The sequence below is a fragment of the Agrobacterium sp. H141 genome, assembly GCF_057158725.1.
The window spans coordinates 3,506,740-3,521,990 of the sequence record NZ_CM169893.1; the positions used below are offsets into that span (position 1 = coordinate 3,506,740).

At 56.8% G+C, this 15,251-nt stretch carries 12 protein-coding genes; 1 reads left to right on the forward strand and 11 read right to left on the reverse strand.

What is annotated here, in order from left to right; genetic code table 11:
• Positions 1–10 precede the first annotated feature (10 nt).
• The 10 genes from ACWPM9_RS16510 to ACWPM9_RS16555 form a co-directional block, all read right to left on the reverse strand.
• Entirely contained in the window at positions 11–379 is a 369-nt protein-coding gene (locus tag ACWPM9_RS16510) for an AtpZ/AtpI family protein (RefSeq protein WP_484755851.1), read from the reverse strand.
• 271 nt (positions 380–650) lie between these two features.
• Positions 651–1,817, reverse strand: a complete 1,167-nt coding sequence (locus ACWPM9_RS16515) for a cell wall hydrolase (RefSeq protein ID WP_484755852.1) — start codon at positions 1,815–1,817, stop codon at positions 651–653.
• A 156-nt stretch (positions 1,818–1,973) separates the two neighbouring features.
• Positions 1,974–3,872, reverse strand: a complete 1,899-nt coding sequence (locus tag ACWPM9_RS16520; RefSeq protein WP_428185693.1) for a potassium transporter Kup — start codon at positions 3,870–3,872, stop codon at positions 1,974–1,976.
• Positions 3,873–3,887: 15 nt separating this feature from the next.
• A complete protein-coding gene (locus ACWPM9_RS16525; RefSeq protein WP_484755853.1) occupies positions 3,888–4,865 on the reverse strand; it encodes a magnesium transporter CorA family protein in 978 nt (325 codons plus the stop codon).
• A 26-nt stretch (positions 4,866–4,891) separates the two neighbouring features.
• Positions 4,892–5,866 (reverse strand): TerC family protein, encoded by a 975-nt coding sequence (locus tag ACWPM9_RS16530; protein WP_484755854.1) that lies wholly within the window; start codon positions 5,864–5,866, stop codon positions 4,892–4,894.
• Positions 5,867–6,048: 182 nt separating this feature from the next.
• Positions 6,049–7,212, reverse strand: coding sequence for an iron-sulfur cluster carrier protein ApbC (gene apbC, locus ACWPM9_RS16535; RefSeq protein WP_428185696.1), 1,164 nt, complete (start codon positions 7,210–7,212; stop codon positions 6,049–6,051).
• Positions 7,213–7,299: 87 nt separating this feature from the next.
• Positions 7,300–9,000: a hypothetical protein gene (locus ACWPM9_RS16540; protein ID WP_484755855.1), complete on the reverse strand. Its 1,701-nt coding sequence runs from the start codon at positions 8,998–9,000 to the stop codon at positions 7,300–7,302.
• 8 nt (positions 9,001–9,008) lie between these two features.
• On the reverse strand, positions 9,009–9,422 hold the full coding sequence (locus ACWPM9_RS16545; RefSeq protein ID WP_484755856.1) for a GtrA family protein: 414 nt from the start codon (positions 9,420–9,422) through the stop codon (positions 9,009–9,011).
• Between the two features lie 10 nt (positions 9,423–9,432).
• Positions 9,433–10,503: a glycosyltransferase family 2 protein gene (locus ACWPM9_RS16550; protein ID WP_484755857.1), complete on the reverse strand. Its 1,071-nt coding sequence runs from the start codon at positions 10,501–10,503 to the stop codon at positions 9,433–9,435.
• A 506-nt stretch (positions 10,504–11,009) separates the two neighbouring features.
• Positions 11,010–11,750 carry a helix-turn-helix transcriptional regulator gene (locus tag ACWPM9_RS16555; protein WP_484755858.1) on the reverse strand — a complete coding sequence of 247 codons (741 nt, stop codon included), beginning with the start codon at positions 11,748–11,750 and terminating at the stop codon, positions 11,010–11,012.
• A gap of 728 nt (positions 11,751–12,478) precedes the next feature.
• Here ACWPM9_RS16555 and ACWPM9_RS16560 point away from each other — a divergent pair.
• The gene (locus ACWPM9_RS16560) at positions 12,479–13,063 is read left to right on the forward strand and encodes a PRC-barrel domain-containing protein (RefSeq protein ID WP_484755859.1); all 585 of its coding nucleotides are present in this window, start codon (positions 12,479–12,481) and stop codon (positions 13,061–13,063) included.
• Positions 13,064–13,174: 111 nt separating this feature from the next.
• Here ACWPM9_RS16560 and ACWPM9_RS16565 read toward each other — a convergent pair whose 3' ends face one another.
• Positions 13,175–15,223, reverse strand: coding sequence for an oxidoreductase (locus tag ACWPM9_RS16565; RefSeq protein WP_484755860.1), 2,049 nt, complete (start codon positions 15,221–15,223; stop codon positions 13,175–13,177).
• Positions 15,224–15,251: the final 28 nt, after the last annotated feature.

A 15,251-nucleotide genomic window follows, 5' to 3' on the forward strand; every position in this document is an offset into this window, starting at 1 on the left:
TCGATCAGGTTCAGGCCTTGCCGTTCCCATTCGAGCTGTCTTTACCTACGTCACGATCCACCGGATGTGGCGAGGCCACGGCGCCAGCGGAGCGAAGTACGTTCAATACACCGGCACAAAAGCCCAGAAGCAGCAAAACAATCATGCCCCATGGCGCTGTACCGACAAAACGGTCGAAGAGATAGCCCAGAATGGCGCCAACGACGATTGCGGAGATGAATTCACTGGAAAGCTTCATGGCCTGTGCATAACCTTTACGGCTTTGCTCTGCCCGAACTTCCCTCTCCCCGTCTTCCGTCGCCTCAGTGCGGACTTCTGCCAATTCGGCCCCCAGTCGCTTGCGGCGTTCTTCCAGACTTTCTTCCCGGTCCTTGGCCATGACATCCTCCGTCCGATTTGCGCCGTATCGCGAGCCTAAACGGCTTTTGCGGATATGCAATCGGCTGAGTAACGCCTTCCTCGGGCCCGCTTTGAAGTCGCGCGCACCATAATTTTGAGTGCCCGCATAGTCAAGGCGTGGAATCGGGTTGTGAATGAACTAAATTTTACCGGGAAATCATAGACTTAAGTCGCATGTGACGATTCCCCGTTAAAGCGACGCCGGGGAATCGCTGTCGCATTGCGTGCGAAAGGCCAATGGGGCGTGTGCCTCAGCTCCAGCCGCCGCCATAGGTGCGATAGAAAACGTGGAGACCGATGCGGCCGACCTTCTTCATGGTGCGTGCCCATGCAGGCCGGACATAGACGGCATGATAGTGAGTGGCAGAGCCAACCTCATCAAGCCAGATCTTCCCAGCCGTCACCGCCATGGCCACATCACGCGCGACCTTCCAGTGCGACTGCGAATTGATACGGTCCTTTATGCGGTCGCAGGCAAAGGAAAACTGGCAGCGATTGCGCCAATCCTGGTTCTGGTAGACAACGCCGCAGATCGTATCCGGATAGGACGGGTTGCGGACGCGGTTGAGAATGACCTGGGCAACGGCTGCCTGTCCCTTTACCGATTCGCCGCGGGCCTCAAAATAGACACCCGATGCCAGACATTGCTGCTCCTTGGCGGAAAACACCTCAGGCGGCAGCACGGCGGCGGCCCAGGCGTGGTCGTCGGGTGCGATTTGCGGCACGAAGCGGCCCGCGTCCGGCTTTGCCAAAATGGCGTCGAAAGGGGAGACCCTTGCGTAATCGGGTTCAGGCGGCGCATAGGCGGTCGCAAGTATATCGGCCTTGCGGTTGGTCACGAGGCCGGCCAGCATGGTCGGCACGCCCGGATCCGCCTTCTTGTCGGATTTGCGGTAGTAGAAGCTTGCGAGCTTGAGGTTCTTGGGCTTGTCCCGGGTAAAGGCCGCCTGTTCAGCACCATCTTTCTTCGGCGTAAACAGCATACTGGTACGCTGCAGGACCGAGCCCGCCGTAAAAGCCTTGGGTGGCTGCATGGGCTCGACGGTGACAACACGCGATTTTTTCTGAGTGCGGGTGACGCGATCTTCGTCCGGTGTGTCCACCGCATCCTTTTCAAGATCGACGAAGGCCATCTTGCGCCCGTCGGGCATGATCAGTCCGGCATCGCCCGAAAAGGCCGCAGGACCGGTCGAACCGGTAAAGGCCAATTCGGCGGTATGGACGGACCCCGCCGGTGACGGGGTCAGGACCATGCGCCATTGCTGGCCACTATCTTCGCCTGCCAGAAGGCCGGCCAAATCGCCGCGTGCAGCGTCGTTGGGAAGGGCCAGCCAGGCAAGGCAGCCAAAGACCAGAGGGGATACCCAGTCCCGGCGGCGGACACGGGACGACTTAGACACAGGCTTACTCGAACGCAAAACCGGCACTCCATACGCGACATCGGTTACATGCGAAAAAGATGCCTTGTTAACCTTGATGATTGGTTAACTCTAATGCACGCAACCCTAACGAAATCTCGCAATAGCGTGATCCGAGTGCTTGAAATGCACGTTACGGTCGGTTTTGCAGGTCGGTCAAATGATCACATGCGATCCCAGCTCGACCACGCGATTGGTCGGCAGACGGAAGTAATCCGACGGATCTGCAGCCGCATTGGCCAGCACGATGAAGACCTTGTCCTGCCAATAGGGCATGCCGCTCTTGGCATCCGGCACCAGCTTGCGACGCCCAAGATAGAAGGAGGTCGACATGATGTCGAACTTCAGTCCGTTCTTGCGCACCTTGGCGAGTGCCTGCGAGACATTCTGGCTCTCCATGAAGCCGAAGCGCAATTCCACCTTGCTGAAACGCGGCGAAATGCTCTCGGCGATGAAGCGTTCGCTCTCGGTGGCGCGCGGACGGTTCACCGTCTTGATGGTCAAGATGATGTTGCGCTCGTGCAAAACATGATTGTGCTTGAGATTGTGCAGCAGTGCCGCGGGGGCCGTTTGCGGATCGGATGTCAGGAAGATCGCGGTTCCGGGCACCTGGACTGGCGCATGTTCACTCTTCTTCTCGATCGAAGCGATAAAGCTGTCGAGCGGAATATCGGCATGCCTGGTTTTTTCAAACAACAGGTCAGAGCCGCGCCGCCAGGTCCACATGATGACAGTGAAGCCAATGGCAAAGAGCACCGGCACCCAGCCACCATCCATGATCTTCATGGCGTTCGCGCCAAGGAAAACCAGTTCGAGCACCAGAAGCGGCAACAACACCAGCACGGCGGCGAAAGCCGGCCACTTCCAGCGGGTGCGCAGGAATTCAAATGCCATGATAGTGGTAACCACCATGGCACCGGTGACCGAGATGCCATAGGCGGTGGCCAGCGCGTCGGATGTCTGGAACAGCAACACCAGCGACAGCACGCCGATCAGCAGCATGAGATTGACCGACGGCAGATAGATCTGGCCGGTATGGGTCTCGGATGTGAAAAGGATCTGCATGCGTGGCAGGAAACCAAGGTTGATGGCCTGGCGCACGAGCGAAAATGCGCCTGTGATGACGGCCTGGCTGGCAATGATGGTCGCAGCCGTTGCCAGGATCACGACCGGAAACAGCGCCCAATCGGGAAACATCAGGAAAAACGGGTTGCTGGCGGCGGAAGGGTCTTTCAAGACCAGAGCGCCCTGCCCCAGATAATTGAGCACGAGTGCCGGAAAGACGATGATGAACCAGGCGAGCTGAATCGGCTTGCGGCCGAAATGGCCAAGATCGGCATATAGCGCCTCGGCACCGGTGACTGTCAGAAAGACCGCCCCCAGAACGACAAAACCCAGAAATCCGTCTTCCATCAGGAATGCCACGGCATACCAGGGATTGAAGGCCGACAGGATGCCGAAATCATCGGAAATATGCACGATGCCGCCAAGCGCCATGACGACGAACCATACGAGCGTAATCGGTCCGAAGAATGCCGAGACGGCTCCGGTACCGCGCACCTGGAACAGGAACAGGCCGATCAAGATGCCGATCGTAATCGGCAGGACATAATCCGACAGCCCTGGCGCCACGAGCTTGACGCCTTCGACTGCCGACAGGACCGACAGAGCCGGCGTGATCATCGCATCGCCGAGAAAGAGTGCCGCACCGACCAGGCCCATCATGGTGAGGACGGATATGTATCGGTCGGAATTCTTCATCAAAAGCGCCAGCAGCGACAGCGTGCCGCCCTCGCCTTCGTTGTCGGCACGCAGCAGGAAGAGCACATATTTGATGGTGACGATGATGGTCAGCGCCCAGATCATCAGCGAAATGAGGCCAATGATTTCCGGCCTGTCGATACCGTCTGCGCTGATCGGCTTTAGGGCCTCGCGAAAGGCATAGAGCGGGCTTGTACCGATATCGCCATAAACGACACCGACGGAGCCGAGCGTGAGCGCGAAAAGACTTGGCGCACGCGGGTGCGCGGTTTCAACGGATGAAGGTTGGGACATGGGTGACCCTGGCTGCTAGAGCCAGCCTTTCCAGCGGAAAAAGACAAAGGGGACGATGGCAGAGACGAGCATGCCCAGCAACGCGGCAGCATAGCCGTAGTTCCAGTGCAGTTCCGGCATGAACTCAAAGTTCATGCCGTAGATCGATGCCACAAGGGTTGGCGGCAGGAAGACCACCGAGGCAATCGACAGGATCTTGATGATGGCATTCTGCTCGACATTGATCAGACCAAGCGATGCATCGAGCAGGAAGGTGATATTGTTGGCGATAAAGGCGGCGTGTTCGGACAGTGACTGTACATCGCGCGCAATGATACGACAGAGATCGGAGGCGTCCTTGTCCTTCTTGATCTGTGGCAGCGCCCGCATGAAGGTCGCCAGCCGCTCCAGCGTGATCAGGCTCTCGCGTGCCTTGCTCACCAAGCGGTGGTGACTGGCAATGTCGAGAAGCTTGTCTTCGAGAAAGCGTGGAGGGCGGCGCTTGGCCGCCTTGCGATCCACGAATACATTTGTGGACAGGTCGTCGATGCGGGACACGGCCAGTTCCAGCACTTCCGCCGTGCGGTCAACCACAGTCTCCATCAGGCGTGCCAGAACCTCGAAACCCGATCGACATTTGCCGCCATTGCGCTGCATCGCGGCCACGAACAAGGTGAAGGCCTTTGGTTCGGCATAGCGAATGGTGACCAGCCGATTGCCCGCCAGAATGAAGGCGATATCGGCCAGTTGCGGCAGTTCGCTTTCGGCCTTGCAAATGAGCGATGCTGTCATGAAGACAGCCTCGGCTTCGATATAAAGCCTGCTGGAGGGCTCGATATCCTTCAACTCGTCGCGCGTCGGAAGTTCGATGCCCAGCAGCGTTTCAGCGAGATGTTCTTCGCCCTTGTCGGGATTGAGAAGGTCGAGCCATACGACATTATCGGCCAGCACCTGAGGCGGCTGCGACATCTGCAAGGCCTTGGCCGTGCCATCCTGATGGTAAACGTTGATCACGATGCAGATCCTGTTTCGGAGGCTCTTTATTGCGTATTAGGCGTTTTGGTCAACGCCAGCGATGCGACAACGCCTGCAGCCAGAATGGCGACGGTGATCGCCAGCGACCAGAGATCCGGCATTTTGCCAAGTCCCATCATCTCACCGATCAGGATCTTTCCGCCGATAAAGACCAGCACGGCAGACAGCGAGTATTTGAGAAGGGAGAACCGTTCCAGCATGGCCGACAGTGCGAAATAGAGCGCACGAAGGCCAAGAATGGCAGAAATGTTGGAGGTGAAGACGATATAGGGCTCGGTGGTGATCGAGAAGATCGCCGGCACGCTGTCGACGGCAAAGATCACGTCGGCGAACTCCACCATGACCAGCGCCAGAAACAGGGGCGTTGCCAAATATCCGGCCTTTTCGGCACCTGTCTTTGGCTCTCGAACAAAGAAGCGATCGCCGTGAAGCTCTGTCGTCAGTGGCAGATGGCGATGCAGGAAACGCAGCAGACTGGCATTCGATACGTCGAATTGGTCATCTGCCGACAACAGCATCCTGATGCCGGTATAAACCAGAAAGGCAGCAAAGACGTAAAGCACCCAGTGGAAGCGATCGACCATGGCGGTGCCGGCACCGATCATCAGGCCGCGCAGCAGGACGACACCGATGATGCCGTAAACGAGCGCGCGATGCTGATGACTTTGCGGGATCTGGAAATAACCGAAAATCAGGGCGATGACGAAGATGTTGTCGAGCGAGAGGCTCTCTTCGACCACATAGCCTGTGAGGTAAAGGACCGCCGCGTCGCCGCCCAGACGCCACCAGATGAAGACGGAAAAGGCAAGGCCCATCGAGATATAGAAAGCTGAAAGGCGCATACTCTGCTTGATATCGATGTCCCTGCCCTTGCGGCTGAGGAACCAGAGATCGAAGGAAAGCAGAACGAATACGAACGTAAGGTAGCCCAGCCACATCCACAGTGGCTGCCCCATAAAATCAGCAGAGAGCGCGTACATGGAGGAATAAATCCACCGGCGGATTACGAAACAACAACTCCGACATCACGGGAAAGCCGAAATTTCCCGCCAGAGGGGCCCGCAGTTGGCGCGTCGTTCCAGGCGCACATCGAAGATATGGTCATCGGTCGGGATTATTCAATAAGTCGCTGATCTATGTCGATCAGCAAGCCGATATCCCGTTACTCAAAGACAATATTGGGTGCCGACCGCGGCGATTTCGCGCTGACCTGCTGCCAGACTTTTTCGGCAATGTCGCGATAAACCTTGGCCTGCGGACCATCGGGTTCAGATACCACGACAGGTGTGCCTGCATCCGACGTCTCACGGATCGAAATGGTCAGAGGCACCTCGCCCAGGAAGGGAACGCCGATGCGCTCGGCCTCGGCCTTTGCGCCTCCATGACCGAAGATATCGTATCTATTGCCGGTATCGGGCGCGATGAAATAACTCATATTCTCGACGATGCCGAGAACAGGCACCTCGACCTTGTTGAACATGGTGATGCCCTTGCGCGCATCGATGAGGGCCAGGTCCTGTGGCGTGGACACCACCACGGCACCGGTCAGCGGCACCTGCTGGGCCATGGTCAACTGCGCATCGCCGGTGCCCGGCGGCATATCGACGACCAGAACGTCGAGATCGCCCCAGGCCACTTCTCGCAGCATCTGCATGAGTGCCGACTGCACCATCGGTCCGCGCCAGATCATGGCGGTCGCTTCATCCACCAGAAAGCCCATGGACATGACCTTGATGCCGTAGTTTTCCATGGGCACGATGATACGGTTTTCGATCTGGCTCGGCTTGCCGGTAATGCCCATGAGGCGCGGCAGGGAAGGACCGTAGACATCGGCATCGAGAATGCCGACACGCAGACCGTTGGCCTTGAAGCCCAGCGCCAGATTGACTGCTGTCGTCGACTTGCCAACGCCACCCTTGCCGGACGCAACGGCCACGATAGCGCCGATGCCGGGGATATCGGTCTTGGCCGGGCGGCTGCCTGAAGCCGGTCCATGGGAATGGCCATGCGCCGGTGCCGCAGACGGTTTTGCTGCAGGCCGCGCCGGTTGGGGCGTGGGATTGGGCGCACCTGCCTTTTTTTCTGCCGTCAAGGACACCAGCGCCCCCTTGATGCCGGGGATCGCCTTGACCGCCCGTTCGGCGGCCTCACGCAGAGGCTCAAGCGAATTGGCACGATCGGCAGGGACCGTGATCGAAAAATATGCCTTGGCGTCGGAGATGAAAATATCCGAGACCATGCCCAGATCGACGACATTGCCTTCCAGATCCGGCCCGCGAATGGTCTTCAGCGTTTCGAGAACCTGTTCTCTGGTAACAGCCGTCATAATTTTTGTACCCCGTCCTAACACATTTCATACGCGACAGACGCCTGTTGCGCATCCTGCGGATTCACGGCCTAACACCGACTTTCGTCACTGCCAAGGCTCGGCGTCGTCGCAATAGGCAGGCCTGAGGTCACCGATATCCGCACGCCAGCCTCTGTCCACCCTGTAAAGTTGGGCAAAGCCGCTTCCGTCTACAAGGTCCAAGCCACCAATCAAGTCCATTCCGGCGATTTTGTCCGGCTGATCGGCGTTCAACAGCAGCACATAATCAAACCGGTTCCGCCAGTCAGCCAAGTAGTTTCGATATCCGCCTTCAAACTTTTCGGGTGGGATGCAGATCAATGTGGATGTCGAGATCAGGTTATCCTCGGGCACGTCGATAGATCGCCAATGCGGCGTGACCATCAGCGGCTGTTTGCCTTTGGCAGTAAAGACTGTTGGCACGAATGAGCGCGCAATCGGGACGGCAAGCGTCGCCAAATGACGATAGGTATCATCATACCAGCTCATCCGTTCAAAAGCCGGCGCTTGAGAAGAGCGCTCCTTAAATACGTGACCAACTTGCAAAACTGCTGACCCCGGCGGGATCTGGACCAAGAGGTCCCGGACATGCACGACAGTCGGCTGATACGCCACCCAATTGTAGCTGATCCAGGCGAACCGCCCAAAGACCGTCATGACTATGATAAGACACAGCACAATTGATGGGCTGCGCCGCTGCAAATGGGATGGCAAAAACATAGCCGTTGCAGCAAGTGCTGCCATGATTGGAAAACGCCAACTGATCCAGCCAGTCCCGAAAGCGCTCCGTGGCGACGCAATCGACAGCACCACAAGAAGGGCGGCGGCGATCAGCAAACCGGCATGCAGTCTGTAACCATTTTTCCGCAATATACTCTGGACGACGAGTAAACCAATCAAGAACAGGACATCGACGATCAAGGTATACGACCAAATGGCTGATAGCAGGTTCCACACCTGCGACACCATTCGATCATTCCACATCGCATGAAAGTCTTCGCCCGGGACGGTCCCCTTTCCTTCCTGAAGGCAGGCAATCGCAACCAAGGCCGCGCCCCACGCCATTGTCGCCATCATCGCCCTTCGACAAAAGTTCCAGAACGCATGACGATCCTGAAAGGGCGTAAACCGTGCAGAGAATTCAAGGGCAACGACGACAAGCAGAAAGAAGGCCGCGGCAAAGGCATGGTCATAATAAAGGATGGTAGTGGCACATACGCGCCAGCCGAACTGCAAAACCCAAGTTCTTTTGTGAAGACACGCGTCGGCGATGGCGAAGAGCAACGCCAGGCCGATCCCGATCTGGAAATTCATGAAGCCACCGATCATGGTGGCGCACCAGGCAAAGAAAAAAATGGCAACCTGCCAGGGGTGCCACGCGCCAAGAAGATAGCGGTTCAAGAGCGCCGCGCCCAAGGGCGGCATGACTATTGCCAGGAACAAAGCCGATTTGGCGATCGCAACGGCCCCCAATACCGGCCCAAGCTTCCAGGCGATCAGGTCGATGCCGATATTGGTCGATGTCCGGCTCCAGTCGAGCTCATAGATCGAGGAAAGCGGCGCCTCGCCAATACCGCCGGACAGCAGCCAAATGCGCGCATAGTGATTTGGATAGTCCAGTACGGGTGGAATATCGACCACAGCCACCAAAAGTGCCGCGCAGATAACGAAAACGATAATCGACAGAATGGTGAACATTTTCGACTGATGGTCTTGTGCACATTCGGTCATTTCCAATTCCCCGGATCCGTTGCTTAGCAGGCGCATCAGCCATTTCAGTCGGCTGTACGAAATACAAAGAACCGATTGAGTGCGAACCCCACCCACAACACAGCCAGGATCGACAGTAATTTGGCACCGAAGTGTCCGATCAACGGATCAAGTATAAAAAATGTCAGGAATGAAATTGCGGTACCGATCAGCGTGACAATCAGAAAGGCGAGGACTCGCGAAAGCTCGCTTCGTCTGGTCAGTCCACCACCGACAGCGAATGTAAAATTGCGGTTCAAAACATAGCTATTTGCTGCGCCAGACAGAAAACCGATGATGTTTGCCAGCTGGGCCGAAGCGCCAAAAGCCAACAGAACCGAGAAGATAGCAAGATCAATCAGTGTATTCAAAATGCCGGTCAGCGCATATTTGAAAAAGACTTTGCCTCGAAGCCAACTCAACAAAAGTCGCACTGACATCCGTCGCCAATCACTTCGACGCGGCACGCGGCAACTCAGCGGACCGTGCCCCTGCCGTCCGGGTAGATTGTTCCGTATTGGGTTTTTCTGTTGCTTCACGGGGATTTGTCGTCACCTCGTTGTGGCAGACGATTTCGTCGACCAGATATAGGGGCCTTGCCTTCGTTTGCTGTACCAGACGCCCGAGATATTCACCCAGTATACCGAGGGTGAGCAACTGGACGGCGCTGAAGGTCGTCAGTACGACCATAAGGCTCGCCCAGCCTGACACGGTTGCGCCGCTGATCCATTGCCATAGCGTGTATGCCAAAAGCAGCATTGCAAAAGCTGCGGTCACGACACCACACCAGGACGCGATCCTTAATGGCTTGGTGGAAAATGAGGTGACGGCATCCAGCGCGAGGCGCAGCATCTTGCGCAGCGGGTAATGGCTGTCACCGGCAAAACGCGCATCGCGTTCGTAGATTACCGGCACTTGGCGTCCGCCGACCCAACTGACAAGACCGCGCAGAAACCGATCCCGTTCTGGCATTGACAGGACCACATCAACCACACGACGGCTCATCAGACGAAAGTCGCCGGCGTCCTTTGGAATATCCGTCTCCGACAACCAGGATAGCATTCGGTAAAAGGCGCTTGCCGTTGCACGCTTAAACCAGGTTTCGCCTCTGCGCACCGCGCGCTGGCCATAAACAACGTCTGCCCCACCATCCATGATCGGCATCATCAGCAAAAGCAGCTCGGGCGGATCCTGAAGGTCAGCATCGATCAAGAGCACACGGTTACCGCGAGCATGTGCAAGCCCGGCAGAGGCAGCCAACTGGTGACCATGGTTGCGCATAAGCCTGATACCAACGATCTGGGGGTGCAGGGACGCCTGCTCGCTGATCAAAGACCAGGTGCTGTCGCTGGATCCATCATCGATCAGCACTAGCTCGTAGGCGCCATCGGTCGAGGCGGCAGCCGCAGCCGCCAACGCGCGGCGGCAAAACTCTACCAGACCGTCCTCTTCGTTGTAGCACGGCGCTACAACCGACAGCTCCAGACATTCACGCGCTGCCATTTCTAGTGCCTCTTCCATCTTTTCCGGAATCGTGTCGGAAAAATGTGAAAAACCCTTTAACCGCCCGGGGTGGCCCAACCACGGGACTGCGAGTGGCAGGCAAATTGAAGCACCGACGCATGTTGTGGTGAATTACCACGCTAAACATGAAAAAGCCGCCAAGCCTGATCTCATCAACGCAATGCGCAAGAGAGCGGCTTGGCGACTTTGTCTCGAGCGACCTTAGATGGACGCTTCTACATAGTCCCCTCTGGACTTACCTTAGGATATGCAGAATATGTGCCAGTTTGGCAGGTCGGCTTATTCGTCTTGTTTTTCAGTTACTTCCGCCAACATTGTCTGACTGGGCAGAACCTTGCGCCGACGTGCACACGATGAATAATTGTGCAGTGCGTATAGATGCGCCGCAGCCCTGAACATGTTTTAGGCGGCTTCCGGCTGCTTTGCAGTATCGGACGAGAAGCGGAGGGGATGAACGCCAGGGGCCACTCGCTTGTCTCGTCAAACTGAATGCACCGCGACTGCTACTTGATGAGCCCGATGCGCAGGGCCTTGGCGACAGCCTGGGTTCGATTGACCGTATCGAGCTTCTTGGTCGCGCGATTGAGATAGTGATTGATGGTGTGCTCCGAGAGCCCCAATATTTCGGCGATTTCCACACTTGTCTTTCCGGCCGCCGTCCAGTTGAGGCAATCTATCTCCCGATCAGTCAAGGTTTCCGTCGCGCGATTGTCCAGATCGCGGATATCGGCCAGGCGATTGAACACATGGGCGGAGAGATAATAGAGTTCGATCGTTTCTTGTTGAGTGAATGGCTTCCTGTCCCCGGTAAAAGCGACGGCCCCACGCGTTCCTGTTGCATCATGAACCGGAAAATAGGTCCCGCGACACATGTTAAACCGGACAAAGAGGTCCCGCACGGATTCGACCGGCACCGAAAACTTGTTGGTGTAGTCAACGTCGAAATCAAAAGCGAGCGGTACCGTCGACACCCGGATATGCTCGATGACAGGACTATTCGCCAGCAAGCGCGACTGGTCATAGCTCGACAAGAGCTCAGCCGGCCAGTTGGTGATGATCGAGCTACTGGAAAGATCAACCGACGTTGCGTGCGGTATGTTGAAGACCATGAATGCTCGCGCACCGACGCTATCGGTTAGTCGCTTCATAAAGCGGAATACATCGAATTGCGTCTTGTACGAGTGCAACTCAGTGAGCATGCGCGTTACAAAGCTCTCCGAATTATTTTGTTCTGCTGGCGTCATAATGCACTTTTCTTCACAAGGGCCAAAGAAGAAAATTCAAATCTATTCCCCTGAAAGCCAATACTGTTATTAATGACGTCAGCTATTACCAATGATGAAAATTATGTTTTCCGTCATGGGTAAGTTCACGGATCTGGGAGAACTGAATAACTTCAGCCGAATACAATAAAAATATAAATTAAATAGATACCACATACTCAATAAAAATTGCCCGCCCCACGATCCCGCTGTCAGAAATATGACATATCGTAAAAATTCTAGGTTTGAACAACTCAATACATCATATCCGCAAAAAATGCCTATCGTCTAGTCACGTTGCACAGATTGATCAAAATTGGATCACTCTCATAGCGCGCAATAGACAAGCGACGCGACACGCAGCGTGTTCCGCGTTGACTGCATGGTCAATCAAAACGAAACTCGAAACATAAGCCATGTTTATCAGCGTAAATTCAAGACTATGCAGCTGCGGGGCGACACCGCGGTGGTGCACAAGTTGTGGGCCATAGGCCATCAGACGGGGGTCTTTTTCAAAGCGAGGTGCGTCCATCAATGGCGGCCGGCCAAACGCAAACCGCAATCCAAGGTTCCTGTTCTTCGAAAAAATATAGTTGGCGCCTTTTCCGGAACGATCTGCCCGTCTTCGCCATTTACCCCCCGAACCACAACGGTGGGATTGGACAATCAGCGTCCCGCCAGATGTTCACGAGAGAGGAAAGGAATCTGTTATGAAGAAGTCTATTAATCTGCTCGCCGCCACCGCCCTGTTCGCCAGTGCAGCAGCACCGTTTGCCCTCGCACAGGACGCAACAGTCGACCCGGCTACACCAGCTGTGGAAGCTCCATCGGCAACGGGTGTAAACCCTTCGACCGATACGATGAACAAGGACGTTGCTCCCAAGGTCGACATGTCGGCTGACGCGTCTGCGACAACAGACTCATATCTGACCGAACAGGCCGAAAACCAGGTCAGCGCCAACGAATTCATCGGCTCGTCCGTCTATAACGGCAAGGACGAAAGCATCGGTGATATCAACGACCTGATTATCGGTGAAGACGGCAAGGTTGCCGCAGCCGTGATCGGCGTCGGTGGCTTCCTCGGCATCGGTGAAAAGGATGTCGCTGTTCCAATGGCCAAGATCGATGTGACGCATGACGAAAACAACGATGTTCGTCTGACCACGGTTGAAACTGCCGAATCCCTGGAAGCCGCACCGGCCTTCAAGACACTGGATCAGCAGGCTGCCGAAGCCGATACGGACATGACGACGACCATGCCCGACAGCACGACCACCTCGTCTACTGCTAACTAAGCATTTGAACGAGGGACGTGTCACGATCCCGAAGGGCGGTGCCTCGTGCGCCGCCCTTTCTTTTCGTCCTCTGCCGGACGATATCCCGCTCCGACAGCCGACAGGTTTCGCCTAAAGCAGCGTGCAATAGCGCAAAGCGTCATAGATCGACGCGTGAATATTGCGGCTCTCTATCGCGTCACCAATGCGGATCAGTTCGAAGGTGCCATCCGGATTCCTGGTCGGCAAAGGCTGCTTGCGCTTGATGAGTGCTGAATAGTCGACGGCCCCGAGATTGCGCGATTGCGGCTTGAGCTCCAGATAGAGATCGGCATTGGCCATGGTGCCATGTTCGACGACTACCTGTGCCACTCGCCGCTCTTCGATTGCGGTTTTTGAAAAATCCGATCCCAGGATCGCCACCAGCCCGTTGCCCTCGCGGCGCACGGAAACCAGCCGCGTATTGATCGTCACCTTGACGCCCTTCTCGGCGAAGGTCTTTGCATAGGGGACATGGTTCATGCCGCCCATTTCCGGCGCAAAGAAGCGTTCGGGCGAGACCAGTTCCAGTTCCACGCCTGAATTGGCAATCACTTCTGCGGCGCTCATCGCCTGATGACCGCCATTGTCGTCGTAGAGCAGGACGGGACCAGCCGGCTTGACGGAACCGGCCAGAATATCCCAGCTCGAGACAACCAGATCTTCGCCTGCCTCAAGCTCCGGCAGCTGGGCGATGCCTCCGGTGGCGACCACCACCAGATCCGGCTCGAATTCCAGAACGTCATCGGCCATGGCATAGGTGTCGTAGTGGATCTGAACGCCCAGACGCTCCAGTTCGCCGAGCCGCCAGTCGACGATGCCCACCATTTCCTTGCGACGGGGATTGCGGGTGAGCAAATTGACTTGCCCGCCGGCGTTTCCGCTCGCCTCCAGGACATCGACGGAATGTCCGCGCTCGGCCAGCACACGGGCAGCTTCCAGCCCCGCCGGTCCGGCACCGATGACCACCGCCTTGCGCGGGCGTTGCGCCTTTGCAATATCGTGGTCGATCAATCCTTCCCGGCCTGTCGCGGCGTTGTGGATGCAGAGTGCCTCGCCCCCTTCATAGATACGGTCCAGACAGTAGGTCGCACCGACGCAAGGGCGGATGCGTGCCTCCTCGCCTGCCATGACCTTCCTGACAATGTGCGGATCGGCGATATGGGCACGCGTCATGCCAACCATGTCGAGCTTGCCTTCGGCAATGGCGTGGCGGGCCGTTGCCACATCGGCAATCCTGGCGGCGTGGAACACCGGAAATTTGGTCGCCAGGCGGACTTCTCCGGCAAAATCCAGATGCGGCGAGGCGGCCATGCCCTGGATCGGAATGACATCGTTCAGGCTGGCGTCGTGTTCGATGTGACCACGGATGATATTGAGAAAATCGATCTTGCCCGAGGCCGCGATACGCTTGGCGATCTCCATGCCTTCCGCCTTCGACAATCCCTTGTCCCAGTCCTCGTCGGCGACCATGCGAATGCCGACGATGAATTCGGGACCGACGGCATGGCGCACGGCATCGATCACCATATTGGAAAAGCGCATGCGGTTATCGAGCGATCCGCCGAAGTCATCGTCTCGCCGGTTGGTGGCGGGCGACCAGAAGCTGTCCATCAGGTGACCATAGGCCTCGAACTCGATGCCATCGAGACCGGCCGCCTGCATGCGCTGGGCTGCTGCGGCATAGTCGGCGACGATGCGCTCGATATCCCAGTCCTCGATCTCCTTGGGGAAATGGCGATGGGCCGGCTCCCTGATCGGGGAAGGCGACAAAACCGGCAACCAGTCGCCCTTGTTCCAGTTGGTCCGACGTCCAAGATGGGTGAGCTGGATCATCACCGCCGTTCCATGCTCGTGACAGTCATCGGTCAGACGCTTCAGATGCGGGACGATTTCGTCCCTGTAGGCGAGCAGATTGCCAAATGCCGGCGGGCTGTCGCTGGAAACGCTTGCCGATCCCGCCGTCATGGTCAAGGCGATGCCGCCCCTGGCCTTTTCAACGTGGTAGAGCCGGTAGCGGTCGGTCGGCATGCCGTCTTCGGAATAGGCTGGTTCATGCGCCGTCGACATGACCCGATTTTTCAACGTGAGATGTTTGAGCTGGAATGGCTGAAGAAGCGGATCGCGGGAAAAATCAGGCATGAAGAACACACTCGCGCTGCATTTCGGC

Coding starts and splice junctions, on each gene's coding strand:
- ACWPM9_RS16560 (WP_484755859.1), top strand. CDS start 12,479: ATGAAGAAGTCTATTAATCTGCTCGCCGCCACCGCCCTGTTCGCCAGT.
- ACWPM9_RS16510 (WP_484755851.1), bottom strand. CDS start 379: ATGGCCAAGGACCGGGAAGAAAGTCTGGAAGAACGCCGCAAGCGACTG.
- ACWPM9_RS16520 (WP_428185693.1), bottom strand. CDS start 3,872: ATGTCCCAACCTTCATCCGTTGAAACCGCGCACCCGCGTGCGCCAAGT.
- ACWPM9_RS16545 (WP_484755856.1), bottom strand. CDS start 9,422: ATGTCAGTGCGACTTTTGTTGAGTTGGCTTCGAGGCAAAGTCTTTTTC.
- ACWPM9_RS16540 (WP_484755855.1), bottom strand. CDS start 9,000: ATGCGCCTGCTAAGCAACGGATCCGGGGAATTGGAAATGACCGAATGT.
- ACWPM9_RS16550 (WP_484755857.1), bottom strand. CDS start 10,503: ATGGAAGAGGCACTAGAAATGGCAGCGCGTGAATGTCTGGAGCTGTCG.
- ACWPM9_RS16530 (WP_484755854.1), bottom strand. CDS start 5,866: ATGTACGCGCTCTCTGCTGATTTTATGGGGCAGCCACTGTGGATGTGG.
- ACWPM9_RS16555 (WP_484755858.1), bottom strand. CDS start 11,750: ATGACGCCAGCAGAACAAAATAATTCGGAGAGCTTTGTAACGCGCATG.
- apbC (WP_428185696.1), bottom strand. CDS start 7,212: ATGACGGCTGTTACCAGAGAACAGGTTCTCGAAACGCTGAAGACCATT.
- ACWPM9_RS16565 (WP_484755860.1), bottom strand. CDS start 15,223: ATGCCTGATTTTTCCCGCGATCCGCTTCTTCAGCCATTCCAGCTCAAA.